Raw genomic sequence first — 13800 nt, forward strand, 5'->3', positions numbered from 1 at the left:
AGTCGCGGCATCCGTCGTATCCGAAGAACCTCCTGCGGGGCGCGTGGCCCGGCGCTCGATGTCGGGCCCGTCGATAGCATGACGAGGTGACCCTCGACCCGCATTTCGACGATGCGCACAGCGCCGGCGAGGGCCGCAGGGCAGCGCGCGAGGGGCTCGGCGTCGCGCTGGCGACCAGTGCGTACGGCATCTCGTTCGGCGCTCTCGCGGTCGCCGCCGGGCTCGACGTCTGGCAGACGTGCGTACTGAGCCTCGTGATGTTCACCGGTGGGTCGCAGTTCGCGTTCGTCGGCATCGTGGGCGCCGGGGGACTGGCTGCGGTGCCGGCCGCGATCGCGTCGGCGGCGCTGCTCGGAGTGCGCAATGTGGCCTACGGCATCCGCATGTCTCCGGTGGTCGGCGCGGGGTTCTGGCGCCGCGCGGCTGCGGCGCACTTCACGATCGACGAGTCGACGGCGGTGGCGCTCGCCCAGCGCTCACCGCACGCGCGGGCGCTGGGGTTCTGGGTGACCGGCATCGGGATCTATGTCGGCTGGAACCTGTCGACGCTCGCGGGCGCCCTGCTCGGCGACGTTCTCGGCGACGTCCGCGCGTACGGGCTCGACGCCGCGGCGGCCGCGGCGTTCCTCGCGCTGCTGTGGCCGCGTCTGCGCGCGCGGCAGCCGATCGTGGTCGGCGTGGCCGCGGCCGTCGTCGCGACCGTCCTCACGCCGGTCCTCATGCCTGGCCTCCCGGTCATCATCGCGGCACTCGTCGCGATCGTGGTCGGCGGGACGAACTGGCTCGGCAAGGACGACCGGGTGGACGCCGAACCCGACGACGTGGCCGAGCGGGAGGGACTGCCGTGACGATGTGGACCGCGATCCTCGTGGCCTCGATCATCTGCGTCGCGCTCAAGACGGTGGGGTATCTCATTCCATCGAAGTGGGTGGAAGCGCCCACACCGATGCGCATCGCGGACCTCCTCACCGTTGCGCTGCTCGCCGCCCTCGTCGCCGTGCAGACCCTCGGCGCCGGGCAGGCGGTGGTGGTCGATGCGCGGGTTCCCGCGGTGCTCGTCGCGGCGGGACTGCTGATGCTGCGCGCGCCGTTCCTCGTCGTGGTGATCGCCGCGGCCCTCGTGGCAGCGCTGCTGCGGCTGTGGGGCTGGGCGGCGTAACCCGCCGGCGAAGTCGGCGGCGAGCGGGCCCCCAGACGGGCTCGGTACCATCGACGCATGCGTCCTTCCGTTCCCGCCCGCATCGGCAGCTGGATCATCGCCCTGCTGGTGGGACTGGTCTACGGGGTCGCCGGTACGGTGGCGCACGCGTACGCGCTCGGCTGGTTCCCGCTGGGCCTGATCCTCGCGGTGATCGGCTCCGGGGCGCTCCTCCTCGCCGTGCGACTGCTCACCTCCGACCGATGGGCGACCTTGGCGACGGGTCTCGGAATGATGGTGTCGACCCTCGTGTTCTCGGGCAGCGGCCCCGGCGGCTCGGTCGTCGTGCCCGAGTCGGAGCTCGGAGTCGTGTGGACCATCGCGGTGCCGATCCTGGTGGCGCTGGCGGTGGCCTGGCCGGATCGCATCCCCCGGATGGAGTGACCGCGCGTCGCACGGCGGATGGCTGCCGGAGGTCGCGGCTAGACTGGCCGGGTGACGTACGTGATCGCCCTTCCCTGCGTGGACGTCAAGGACCGCGCCTGCATCGACGAGTGTCCCGTGGACTGCATCTACGAGGGTGACCGATCGCTGTACATCCACCCCGACGAATGCGTCGACTGCGGCGCCTGCGAGCCGGTCTGCCCCGTCGAGGCGATCTACTACGAAGACGACCTGCCCGACGAGTGGCAGGATTACTACAAGGCTAACGTCGAGTTCTTCGACGACATCGGCTCCCCGGGCGGTGCCGCCAAGGTCGGCGTCATCCACAAGGACCACCCGATCATCGAGGCGCTCCCGCCGCAGGAACACTGACGTGGGGGTCGCCGACCTCGCCGACTACCCCTGGGATGCGGTCGCGCCCTACGCCGCGCGCGCACGCTCCCACCCCGACGGGCTCGTGGACCTGTCGATCGGCTCGCCCGTGGACGCCACGCCCGCCATCGTCGCCGAGGCGCTCACGGCTGCGACCGACGCCCACGCATACCCCCAGACCGTCGGCACGCCGAGGCTGCGTGCGGCCATCGCGAGCTGGTACGACCGTCGCCGCGGCGTTCCCGGGCTGACCCCCGACGACGTGCTCCCGACCGTGGGGTCGAAGGAGCTCGTCGCACTCCTCCCGCTGCTGCTGGGCCTCGGGCCCGGCGATGTCGTCGTCCACCCCCGTGCCGCCTACCCCACCTACGAGGTCGGGGCGCGGCTGGTGGGCGCCACGCCCGTGGCCGCCGACGACCCCGCGGAATGGCCCGAGGGCACGCGCCTCATCTGGGTGAACTCCCCGGGCAACCCCGACGGACGAGTGCTCGACGTCGGCGCGCTGGGCGCCGCGGTGGGTCGCGCCCGTGAGCTCGGCGCCGTGCTGGCGTCCGACGAGTGCTACGCGGAGCTGGGATGGGATGCCCCGTGGGACGCCGAGCCGGTGCCCTCGGCGCTCGACCCTCGCGTGACCGGAGGCGACCTGCGTGGCGTCCTCTCGGTCTACTCGCTGAGCAAGCAGTCAAATCTGGCCGGGTATCGCGCCGCGTTCCTGGCCGGAGATCCCGCCGTGATCGGGCGCCTGCTGACCGCGCGGAAGCACCTCGGACTCATGCTGCCGCTTCCGGTCCAGGCCGCCATGACCGCAGCACTCGAGGACGACGCGCACGTCGCCGCCCAGAAGGAGCTCTACCGCCGCCGGCGCGAGGTGCTGCGTCCCGCCGTCGAGGCCGCGGGGTTCCGCATCGACGCCAGCGAGGGTGGCCTGTACCTGTGGGCGACCGAGGGGCGGGACGCATGGGAGAGCCTCGCCCGTCTCGCAGACCTCGGCATCCTCGCCGGCCCCGGCCACTTCTACGGCGCGCACTTCCCGCAGCACGTCCGACTGTCGCTCACGGCGACGGACGAGCGCATCGCGGCAGCGGCCGAACGCCTGCGCGCGGCATCAGAGATCTCGATCTGAGGATTCCTCTATCGGATGCCGCGACCCTTTGGCCGTGTCAGCAGTAGGCGCGGCGGCCCACTAGGCTGTAAGAACGCGGCGACGCGGCATCCCCGTCCCGCCCCTCCGTTCTGCTGCAGCCCTCTCCTTGGCGCCGCACAGGACTGGACGACACCCCCGGTACGACCAGAAATCGCGAGGAGGCGCCGTGAGCGACGCGGGTACCCAGAACGAGAAGGCCACCCTCACGATCGGTGGCAGCACCGCCGAGTTCCCGCTCCTGCGGGGAACCGACGGCACACCGAGCGTGGACCTCTCCACCCTCACCCGCCAGACCGGCTACACGGCTCTCGACTACGGCTTCGTGAACACCGCGGCGACCAAGTCCGCGATCACGTACATCGACGGCGACCAGGGCGTGCTGCGCTACCGCGGCTACCCGATCGAGCAGCTCGCGAAGAACAGCACGTACCTCGAGGTCGCGTGGCTGCTCATCTACGGCGAGCTGCCGAGCGCCGACCAGCTGGCCGAGTTCGACGAGAAGATCCGTCGGCACACGCTGCTGCACGAGGACCTCAAGCGCTTCTTCTCCGCCCTGCCGCACACCGCGCACCCGATGTCGGTGCTGTCGTCGGCCGTGTCGGCGCTCTCGACCTACTACGAGCACCAGTCCGACCCCAACAACCCCGAGCACGTCGAGCTGAACACGATCCGCATGCTCGCGAAGCTCCCGGTGATCGCGGCGTACGCCCACAAGAAGAGCATCGGCCAGGCGTTCCTGTATCCCGACAACTCGCTCGGGTTCGTCGACAACTTCCTGAAGCTCAACTTCGGCGTCCTGTCGGAGGTCTACCAGGTCGATCCCGTCATGTCGCGTGCGCTCGAGCGCCTGCTCATCCTCCACGAGGACCACGAGCAGAACGCGTCCACCTCGACCGTCCGCCTCGTGGGATCGACCGGCGCGAACCAGTTCTCGTCCATCTCGGCAGGCATCAATGCGCTCTACGGCCCGTTGCACGGCGGCGCGAACGAGGCCGTGCTCGACATGCTGGCGCGCATCCGCGACTCCGGCGAGAGCGTGCAGCGCTTCGTCGAGCGGGTCAAGAACAAGGAGGACGGCGTGAAGCTCATGGGCTTCGGGCACCGCGTCTACAAGAACTACGACCCGCGTGCGAAGCTGGTCAAGGAGTCCGCTGACGAGGTGCTGTCGGCCCTCGGCGTGAGCGATCCGCTGCTCGACCTGGCCAAGGAGCTCGAAGAGATCGCGCTCAACGACGCGTACTTCCAGGACCGCCGCCTGTACCCCAACGTGGACTTCTACACGGGCGTGATCTACAAGGCGATGGGCTTCCCGACCCGCATGTTCACCGTGCTGTTCGCCATCGGGCGTCTGCCCGGCTGGCTCGCGCAGTGGCGTGAGGCAGCGAGCGACCCCCAGACCAAGATCGGCCGCCCGCAGCAGCTGTACGTCGGTGCTGAGGAGCGCAACTATCCCGGTCTGTCCTGACCAGACCCCGCAGGAATGACGGATGCCGCGCCCCCGAGTGGGAGCGCGGCATCGTCGTCGAGCGGGCGTACCGTCGCGGGGTCAGCCGACCTCTGCCAGCGTCGCTTCGTCGGCGTTCTGGAGAACGGCCGGGGGCGCAGCATCCGTCCGCCCGCGCGGCCGGACGGTGAGCACCAGTATCGCGGCGACGACCGCTCCGGCGGCGAGCGTCAGCCAGGCGACGGCGTAGCCGTCGAGCGCGGGCACGCCGCCGGGCTCGACCGCGCCGAAGACGACGGCCGTCGTGAAGGCGGAGCCGACCGCTGATCCGATCGTGCGCAGATTGGCGTTGACGCCGGTCGCGATGCCGGTGCGGTCGGCGGGCACGCTCTCGACGATGATGCTTGCCGTCGACGCATACGCGAGGCCGATGCCGAGTCCGAACACACCGCCCGCGATGGCGAGGGTGACGAGCGTCTCGTGGTCGAGGACGGCGAACACGACGCCGCCCGCCATGAGCAGCGCGCCGAGTGCCATCATGAGCCGCAGCGGGATGACACGGGCGATGGCGCCGGTTGCGAAGCCGACGCTCGACATTCCGATGAGGAGGGGGAACAGCGCCAGCCCGGCGGCCTGCACGCCGAGCCCGAGGCCCCAGCCGGAACTCGCCGGAGTCTCCAGGAACTGGGGGAGGTAGCCCCAGAACCCGAAGGCGGCGGCTCCGATGAGGAGCGCGGCGGCATTCACGGGCCAGATGGCCCGGGACCCCATCAGGCGGAGGTCGACGAGCGGCTCCGCCGAACGGAGCTCGGAGACCACCCACCCGAGCATGAGCACCACAGCCGCTGCGAACAGCGCGAGGGTGAGCGGAGAGGTCCAGCCCCAGCGCGCACCGGAGCTGAGCGGAACGAGGAGCGCGATGAGCCAGCCCGACAGGAGCACAGCTGAGAGCGCGTTCACGCGGCCGACGGCGCGGAGGCCGGCCGGCGGCACGAGCATCAACGTGAGCACGATGCCCGCGACGGCGGCAACGAACGGGACGGCGAAGATTCCGTGCCAGCCGAGGAGCTCGGCGAGGGGACCTGCCAGTACGCTGCCCGCGGCGCCGCCGATGCCGATGATGGCGCTCGTGGCGCCGATCGCCCCGGTGAGCTGGTGGCGCGGCATGACATCTCGCAGCAGGCCGAAGGCCAGCGGGAAGAGCGCACCGCCGACGCCCTGGAGCACGCGGGCGACGATGAGCACCTCGAGGTTCGGCGCGAACGATGCGACCACGTCGCCGATCGCGACGACGGCGAGCACGGCGAGGAACGTGTTGCGGCGGCCGCGGAGGTCGCCGATGCGGCCGAGGAGGGGAGTGGCGACGGCCGCGGCGATGAGCCACGACGTGTTGGTCCAGGATGCTGCGTCCGCCGTCACGCCGAAATCCGCGGCGATGAGGGGGATGACGGGTATGACGAGGTTCTGGAGCAGTGCGAGCGAGGCGACGCTGAGCGCGATGGCCGCGAACGCAGCCCGGGGTGTGAAGGGGACGGTGGGCATCGACGGGCCTTCCGATGGGTGCGGATCCGGTGAATGCGGGATAAAGTGGAGGGAGGTCTCCGAACGGAGGACGCCTCCGCTTTGAGATTAGCGGAGGGCCCCTCCGTTTCGCAACCACAGGTTTCGCCGATGCCGGAGGGCTCGGCCAGGTCACATCGGGAGGGGCGGTCATGGCGGTCGTCGAGCGGGTATCCGCACTGGAGGAGCGTCGTCCGCAAAGGGCTGATGCCGCGCGGAATTTCGACGCGCTGGTCGCCGCCGGCCGCGCAGCGTTCGCCGAGGAGGGATCGAGCGCGTCCCTCGAGGACATCGCCCGCCGCGCGGGTGTGGGGATCGGGACGCTCTACCGCAACTTCCCGACGCGTGACGACCTCATCGAGACGCTCTATCTGGGGGAGGTCGACGCCCTCGCGCGCGCCGCCGACGAGGTTGCCGACCTCGAGCCGTGGGAGGCGCTGCACGCCTGGCTCGACCGGTTCGTCGCGTACGTGGGCACCAAGCACGCGCTGCTGGACGGGCTGAACCGGAGGTCACCGGTGCTGGCGGAATGCCGCACGATCATGCTCTCCGCGGGAGAGCCGCTGCTCGAGCGGGCGCAGGCCGCAGGCGACGTCGACCCCGACATCTCGATCGGCGACGTGGTGAAGCTGGTGTCGGGAGTCGCGGCCGTGGCCTCGTTCGACGACGAAGCGCAGCGCCGGCGTGTGCTCAATCTCGCGATCAACGCCATCCGCCGCTGACCCGGGCGTGCCGCCGAACGCGACTCGAGCGCGCCGGTGAAACGACGAGACCGCCCCGGCGTGGGTGACGGAGCGGTCTCGGTGAGCAGGGTCAGGCGTGAAGCGCCTCGTTGAGGGTGACACCCACACCCGCCCGGCGTACGGCTTCGACCGCACCGGTGAGCGAGTTCCGGCGGAAGAGCAGGCCGGCGCTGCCGGACAGGTCCGCGCCCTTGGCGGTCGGAAAAGTCCCGTCGGCGCGACGAGGCTCGTCCGCGAGGACGACTTTGGTGCCGGCGGTGACGTACAGCCCGGCCTCGACGATGCAGTCGTCGCCCAGCGAGATGCCGATGCCCGCGTTCGCCCCGAGCAGGGTGCGCGCGCCCACCGACACCTTGTGGCTGCCGCCGCCGGAGAGTGTGCCCATGATCGAGGCGCCACCGCCGATGTCGCTGCCGTCGCCGACGACCACGCCCTGCGAGATGCGACCCTCGACCATGCTCTGGCCCAGAGTGCCGGCGTTGAAATTCACGAAGCCCTCGTGCATCACGGTGGTACCAGGCGAGAGGTACGCGCCGAGCCGCACCCGCGACGCGTCGGCGATGCGGACGCCCGCCGGGGTGACGTAGTCGAGCAGGCGCGGGAATTTGTCGAGACCCTGCACCTGGATGCCCTCACGAGCGAGGAACGGGCGCAGACGCGCGAGCGCGTCCGGGTGGATGGGGCCTGCGTTGGTCCAGGCGACGTTCGGCAGGTGCGCGAAGATCCCGTCGAGGTTCACCTCGTTGGGGCGCACGAGCAGATGCGACAGCGCGTGCAGACGCAGGTAGGCGTCCGAGGTCGAGGACGGCGCGGCATCGAGGTCAGCCTCGATCGCGACGACATCGACCATCACGGCCCGGCGCGCATCGGCGACCGCGAGGCGGTCGAGCTCGTCAGGCGGCATCTGCGGGTCGTACCCCAGCGGGATGCGTCCGGCAGCGGGGGAGGGGAACCACGTGTCGAGCACGGTCCCGTCTTCGGCGGTCGTGGCGAGGCCGACGCCCCACACCCATCGTTCTTCGGTCATGCCTTCCACGCTAGCGCGCGGGCTCTGCGGAAGTTCCGCGTGTTTCCGCGGTTCCGGGCCCGCGACACGCCCGGGGTGTGGGGTGGATTAGACGGTGAGGTGGGATCCGCGTAATGTTCTGGTTGTTCGCCCCAAAGGGTAGAGCGGAAGGCCGGAAGGCCTGGCTCCCCTCAAGCAGCGAACCACCCCATCCGATCTGCTCCTGGCGAGCGGGCCGGGTTCCGGTTTAGGATGGGCTTCTTCCACTTCTGTGACTGCTGGCTCTCCGGCTGTGCGGGGTCTTGCGCCTCGCCGAGTCGGTTTGACAAGCGGATCGGAATGTGTAAGATAGAGAAGTTGCCCCGCGGAGATGGCTGAGAAGCCGGAAAGCTGGTGCGTCCGATCTTTGAGAACTCAACAGCGTGCACTTGTCAAATGCCAATTTTTTTCTCTGTCGACCAGGTTTTCTGGTTGGTGGGGGTCTTTTTTGGATCAATTCATGGATGTCAGTTTGATATTCGTTTTTGGTCATGGTTGAACTCGCTGCTTTGGACCGTTTTTCCCGGTTCGGGTGGTATTCATTTTTTATGGAGAGTTTGATCCTGGCTCAGGATGAACGCTGGCGGCGTGCTTAACACATGCAAGTCGAACGGTGAAGCCCCGCTTGCGGGGTGGATCAGTGGCGAACGGGTGAGTAACACGTGAGCAACCTGCCCTGGACTCTGGGATAAGCGCTGGAAACGGCGTCTAATACTGGATATGAGCCTCTATCGCATGGTGGGGGTTGGAAAGATTTTTTGGTCTGGGATGGGCTCGCGGCCTATCAGCTTGTTGGTGAGGTAATGGCTCACCAAGGCGTCGACGGGTAGCCGGCCTGAGAGGGTGACCGGCCACACTGGGACTGAGACACGGCCCAGACTCCTACGGGAGGCAGCAGTGGGGAATATTGCACAATGGGCGGAAGCCTGATGCAGCAACGCCGCGTGAGGGATGACGGCCTTCGGGTTGTAAACCTCTTTTAGCAAGGAAGAAGCGAAAGTGACGGTACTTGCAGAAAAAGCGCCGGCTAACTACGTGCCAGCAGCCGCGGTAATACGTAGGGCGCAAGCGTTATCCGGAATTATTGGGCGTAAAGAGCTCGTAGGCGGTTTGTCGCGTCTGCTGTGAAATCCCGAGGCTCAACCTCGGGCCTGCAGTGGGTACGGGCAGACTAGAGTGCGGTAGGGGAGATTGGAATTCCTGGTGTAGCGGTGGAATGCGCAGATATCAGGAGGAACACCGATGGCGAAGGCAGATCTCTGGGCCGTAACTGACGCTGAGGAGCGAAAGGGTGGGGAGCAAACAGGCTTAGATACCCTGGTAGTCCACCCCGTAAACGTTGGGAACTAGTTGTGGGGTCCTTTCCACGGATTCCGTGACGCAGCTAACGCATTAAGTTCCCCGCCTGGGGAGTACGGCCGCAAGGCTAAAACTCAAAGGAATTGACGGGGACCCGCACAAGCGGCGGAGCATGCGGATTAATTCGATGCAACGCGAAGAACCTTACCAAGGCTTGACATACACGAGAACACCCTAGAAATAGGGGACTCTTTGGACACTCGTGAACAGGTGGTGCATGGTTGTCGTCAGCTCGTGTCGTGAGATGTTGGGTTAAGTCCCGCAACGAGCGCAACCCTCGTTCTATGTTGCCAGCACGTAATGGTGGGAACTCATGGGATACTGCCGGGGTCAACTCGGAGGAAGGTGGGGATGACGTCAAATCATCATGCCCCTTATGTCTTGGGCTTCACGCATGCTACAATGGCCGGTACAAAGGGCTGCAATACCGTGAGGTGGAGCGAATCCCAAAAAGCCGGTCCCAGTTCGGATTGAGGTCTGCAACTCGACCTCATGAAGTCGGAGTCGCTAGTAATCGCAGATCAGCAACGCTGCGGTGAATACGTTCCCGGGTCTTGTACACACCGCCCGTCAAGTCATGAAAGTCGGTAACACCTGAAGCCGGTGGCCCAACCCTTGTGGAGGGAGCCGTCGAAGGTGGGATCGGTAATTAGGACTAAGTCGTAACAAGGTAGCCGTACCGGAAGGTGCGGCTGGATCACCTCCTTTCTAAGGAGCACCTGAGTCTCTTCGGAGGTTCTAGGACCCAGATCAGGGCGAATGTTCCTGGTTGGGGCTCATGGGTGGAACATTTGACATGGCATCAGCGCGTCTGGTGCCCACTAGTACGCCAGGATTCTTCGGGGTCCGGGTTGGAGGGTGGGTTCTGGTGAGCGGGGTGCCTGCACGCTGTTGGGTCCTGAGGGACCGGACGCTGCCATGTCTCCTTCGGGGGGTGGGTGGTGTGTGACTCTCTGGGCCTCCTGGCTGCCGGCTGTTGTCGGTGGGTTGGGGGGTGCCGCCCGTACTTTGAGAACTACACAGTGGACGCGAGCATCTTTGCAAGATGACCCTTCGGGGTTGTTTTGTGTTGATGATCTTAAAGATCATTAGTCAATTTCTGGTCGCACTCTTTTGGGAGTGTGTCCGAGTTTTTGATTCTCATGTTTTCAAGTCTTTAAGAGCAAACGGTGGATGCCTTGGCATCTGGAGCCGAAGAAGGACGTAGCAATCTGCGATAAGCCTCGGGGAACTGATAAGCAAGTTTTGATCCGAGGGTGTCCGAATGGGGAAACCCCGCTGGGCGGCGTGCCGACCTAGTGACTCCCGCCTGAATATATAGGGCGGGTAGAGGGAACGTGGGGAAGTGAAACATCTCAGTACCCACAGGAAGAGAAAACAACCGTGATTCCGTGAGTAGTGGCGAGCGAAATCGGATCAGGCTAAACCTCATGTGTGTGAGAGCCGGCAGGCGTTGCATGTGGGGGGTTGCGGGACGTTCCTGATCATTCTGCCGAGTGGTCGACGTGACAGAAGCGTATAGACGAACCGTCTTGAAAGGCGGGCCAGAGTGGGTGCCAGCCCCGTAGTCGAAATGCGTGTTCTGGCGTGGAGCGTATCCCAAGTAGCACGGGGCCCGAGAAATCCCGTGTGAATCTGTCAGGACCACCTGATAAGCCTAAATACTCCCAGATGACCGATAGCGGACAAGTACCGTGAGGGAAAGGTGAAAAGTACCCCGGGAGGGGAGTGAAATAGTACCTGAAACCGTTTGCTTACAAACCGTTGGAGCACCCCTGGTAGGTGTGACAGCGTGCCTTTTGAAGAATGAGCCTGCGAGTTAGCGATATGTGGCGAGGTTAACCCGGGTGGGGTAGCCGTAGCGAAAGCGAGTCTGAATAGGGCGATTCAGTCGCATGTCCTAGACCCGAAGCGAAGTGATCTATCCATGGCCAGGCTGAAGCGACGGTAAGACGTCGTGGAGGGCCGAACCCACTTAGGTTGAAAACTGAGGGGATGAGCTGTGGATAGGGGTGAAAGGCCAATCAAACTTCGTGATAGCTGGTTCTCTCCGAAATGCATTTAGGTGCAGCGTTGCGTGTTTCTTGCCGGAGGTAGAGCTACTGGATGGCCGATGGGCCCTACAAGGTTACTGACGTCAGCCAAACTCCGAATGCCGGTAAGTGAGAGCGCAGCAGTGAGACTGTGGGGGATAAGCTTCATAGTCGAGAGGGAAACAACCCAGACCACCATCTAAGGTCCCTAAGCGCGTGCTAAGTGGGAAAGGATGTGGAGTTGCTTAGACAACCAGGAGGTTGGCTTAGAAGCAGCCACCCTTGAAAGAGTGCGTAATAGCTCACTGGTCAAGTGATTCCGCGCCGACAATGTAACGGGGCTCAAGCACGCCACCGAAGTTGTGGCATTGACATTATTGGTAGGCCTTCGTGGTCCAGCCGTGTTGATGGGTAGGAGAGCGTCGTGTGGCGAGTGAAGCGGCGGGGTGACCCAGCCGTGGACGCTACACGAGTGAGAATGCAGGCATGAGTAGCGAAAGACGTGTGAGAAACACGTCCTCCGAAAGACCAAGGGTTCCAGGGTCAAGCTAATCTTCCCTGGGTAAGTCGGGACCTAAGGCGAGGCCGACAGGCGTAGTCGATGGACAACGGGTTGATATTCCCGTACCGGCGAAGAACCGCCCAAACTAACCCAGTAGTGCTAAGTATCTGAATCCCCATGACCGGAGCCTTCGGGCGATGGCTTGGGGCCTAGCGTACGACCCCATTCTGGTGCGGTTAGCGTATTAACAGGTGTGACGCAGGAAGGTAGCCCATCCCGGGCGATGGTTGTCCCGGGGCAAGTGCGTAGGCCGAGTCATAGGCAAATCCGTGACTCATACAGGCTGAGACACGATGCGGATGAAAAGTGGGTGATCCTATGCTGCCGAGAAAAGCATCGACGCGAGGTTCTAGCCGCCCGTACCCCAAACCGACTCAGGTGGTCAGGTAGAGAATACCAAGGAGATCGAGAGAATCGTGGTTAAGGAACTCGGCAAAATGCCCCCGTAACTTCGGGAGAAGGGGGGCCATCCGCTTATACCAGCTTGCCTGGAAAAGGGCGTGGTGGCCGCAGAGACTAGTGGGTAGCGACTGTTTACTAAAAACACAGGTCCGTGCCAAGTCGCAAGACGATGTATACGGACTGACGCCTGCCCGGTGCTGGAAGGTTAAGAGGACGGGTTAGCCGCAAGGCGAAGCTCAGAATTTAAGCCCCAGTAAACGGCGGTGGTAACTATAACCATCCTAAGGTAGCGAAATTCCTTGTCGGGTAAGTTCCGACCTGCACGAATGGCGTAACGACTTCCCAACTGTCTCAACCGCGAACTCGGCGAAATTGCAATACGAGTAAAGATGCTCGTTACGCGCAGCAGGACGGAAAGACCCCGTGACCTTTACTACAGCTTGGTATTGGTGTTCGGTGTGGCTTGTGTAGGATAGGTGGGAGACTGTGAAGCGGATACGCCAGTATTCGTGGAGTCATTGTTGAAATACCACTCTGGTCACTCTGGATATCTAACTTCGAACCGTAATCCGGTTCAGGGACAGTGCCTGGTGGGTAGTTTAACTGGGGCGGTTGCCTCCCAAAAAGTAACGGAGGCGCCCAAAGGTTCCCTCAACCTGGTTGGCAATCAGGTGGCGAGTGTAAGTGCACAAGGGAGCTTGACTGTGAGACTGACAGGTCGAGCAGGGACGAAAGTCGGGACTAGTGATCCGGCAGTGGCTTGTGGAAGCGCTGTCGCTCAACGGATAAAAGGTACCTCGGGGATAACAGGCTGATCTTGCCCAAGAGTCCATATCGACGGCATGGTTTGGCACCTCGATGTCGGCTCGTCGCATCCTGGGGCTGGAGTAGGTCCCAAGGGTTGGGCTGTTCGCCCATTAAAGCGGTACGCGAGCTGGGTTTAGAACGTCGTGAGACAGTTCGGTCCCTATCCGCTGCGCGCGTAGGAAGTTTGAGAGGATCTGACCCTAGTACGAGAGGACCGGGTTGGACGAACCTCTGGTGTGCCAGTTGTACTGCCAAGTGCACCGCTGGTTAGCTACGTTCGGGATGGATAACCGCTGAAAGCATCTAAGCGGGAAGCCGGCCTCAAGATGAGACTTCCATACCTTCGGGTGAGAGGCTCCCAGCCAGACTACTGGGTTGATAGGCCAGATGTGGAAGCACGGCAACGTGTGCAGCTGACTGGTACTAATAAGCCGATGACTTGATAACACCAACTTCTGGTGCTCGCGTCCACTGAGTGGTTCCCGATGTACGGTCGGGAACACAACAAAACACAGAACTTTTCACGTTGTGAAGACCTGAAACATCGAAAGAGTTTCGGCGGCCATAGCGAGAGGGAAACGCCCGGTCCCATTCCGAACCCGGAAGCTAAGCCTCTCAGCGCCGATGGTACTGCAGGGGGGACCCTGTGGGAGAGTAGGACACCGCCGGACACCCATTCACGAAATGGCCACCCCACACGGGGTGGCCATTCCGCGTTAACGGCCGCATTTGGCGCTCGGTAGACTC

The 13800-nt window shown here is 64.4% G+C and carries 9 protein-coding genes and 3 rRNA genes; 10 read left to right on the top strand and 2 right to left on the bottom strand.

Annotated features, from left to right (window positions below; translation table 11 throughout):
* Nucleotides 1-86: 86 nt before the first annotated feature.
* The 6 genes from MRBLWH7_RS01285 (at nt 87) to MRBLWH7_RS01310 (ending at nt 4563) form a co-directional block, all read left to right on the top strand.
* On the top strand, nt 87-848 hold the full coding sequence (locus tag MRBLWH7_RS01285; RefSeq protein WP_341998412.1) for an AzlC family ABC transporter permease: 762 nt from the start codon (nt 87-89) through the stop codon (nt 846-848).
* Nucleotides 845-1159, top strand: a complete 315-nt coding sequence (locus tag MRBLWH7_RS01290; protein WP_341998414.1) for an AzlD domain-containing protein — start codon at nt 845-847, stop codon at nt 1157-1159. Before MRBLWH7_RS01285 ends, MRBLWH7_RS01290 begins: the two co-directional genes overlap by 4 nt.
* 57 nt (nt 1160-1216) lie before the next feature.
* Entirely contained in the window at nt 1217-1582 is a 366-nt protein-coding gene (locus tag MRBLWH7_RS01295) for a DUF6113 family protein (RefSeq protein WP_341998416.1), read from the top strand.
* A gap of 51 nt (nt 1583-1633) precedes the next feature.
* Nucleotides 1634-1954, top strand: a complete 321-nt coding sequence (gene fdxA, locus MRBLWH7_RS01300) for a ferredoxin (protein ID WP_018170155.1) — start codon at nt 1634-1636, stop codon at nt 1952-1954.
* A 1-nt stretch (nt 1955) separates the two neighbouring features.
* Nucleotides 1956-3077: a succinyldiaminopimelate transaminase gene (gene dapC, locus MRBLWH7_RS01305; RefSeq protein ID WP_341998420.1), complete on the top strand. Its 1122-nt coding sequence runs from the start codon at nt 1956-1958 to the stop codon at nt 3075-3077.
* Nucleotides 3078-3264: 187 nt separating this feature from the next.
* Nucleotides 3265-4563, top strand: coding sequence for a citrate synthase (locus MRBLWH7_RS01310; RefSeq protein ID WP_341998422.1), 1299 nt, complete (start codon nt 3265-3267; stop codon nt 4561-4563).
* A gap of 81 nt (nt 4564-4644) precedes the next feature.
* Here the strand turns inward: MRBLWH7_RS01310 and MRBLWH7_RS01315 are convergent, their stop codons facing one another.
* Nucleotides 4645-6084, bottom strand: coding sequence for an MFS transporter (locus MRBLWH7_RS01315; protein ID WP_341998424.1), 1440 nt, complete (start codon nt 6082-6084; stop codon nt 4645-4647).
* 170 nt (nt 6085-6254) lie between these two features.
* On the opposite strand from MRBLWH7_RS01315, the gene MRBLWH7_RS01320 reads away from it, so the two are divergent.
* On the top strand, nt 6255-6824 hold the full coding sequence (locus tag MRBLWH7_RS01320) for a helix-turn-helix domain-containing protein (protein ID WP_341998425.1): 570 nt from the start codon (nt 6255-6257) through the stop codon (nt 6822-6824).
* A 91-nt stretch (nt 6825-6915) separates the two neighbouring features.
* On the opposite strand, the gene dapD is transcribed toward MRBLWH7_RS01320, so the two are convergent.
* Complete coding sequence (dapD, locus tag MRBLWH7_RS01325; RefSeq protein WP_341998426.1) at nt 6916-7872, bottom strand: 2,3,4,5-tetrahydropyridine-2,6-dicarboxylate N-succinyltransferase; 957 nt, start codon at nt 7870-7872, stop codon at nt 6916-6918.
* A gap of 563 nt (nt 7873-8435) precedes the next feature.
* Between dapD and MRBLWH7_RS01330 the strand changes: the two genes are divergently transcribed.
* The 3 genes from MRBLWH7_RS01330 to rrf all read left to right on the top strand — a co-directional run bounded on the left by MRBLWH7_RS01330 (nt 8436) and on the right by rrf (nt 13724).
* Nucleotides 8436-9957: ribosomal RNA gene (locus MRBLWH7_RS01330) — 16S ribosomal RNA — on the top strand.
* A gap of 438 nt (nt 9958-10395) precedes the next feature.
* Nucleotides 10396-13500, top strand: a 23S ribosomal RNA gene (locus tag MRBLWH7_RS01335).
* A gap of 107 nt (nt 13501-13607) precedes the next feature.
* Nucleotides 13608-13724, top strand: a 5S ribosomal RNA gene (gene rrf / locus MRBLWH7_RS01340).
* The 16S, 23S and 5S rRNA genes sit together here, the layout of an rRNA operon.
* Nucleotides 13725-13800 lie beyond the last annotated feature (76 nt).

The organism is Microbacterium sp. LWH7-1.2 (assembly GCF_038397755.1).
Classification (GTDB): Bacteria; Actinomycetota; Actinomycetes; order Actinomycetales; family Microbacteriaceae; genus Microbacterium.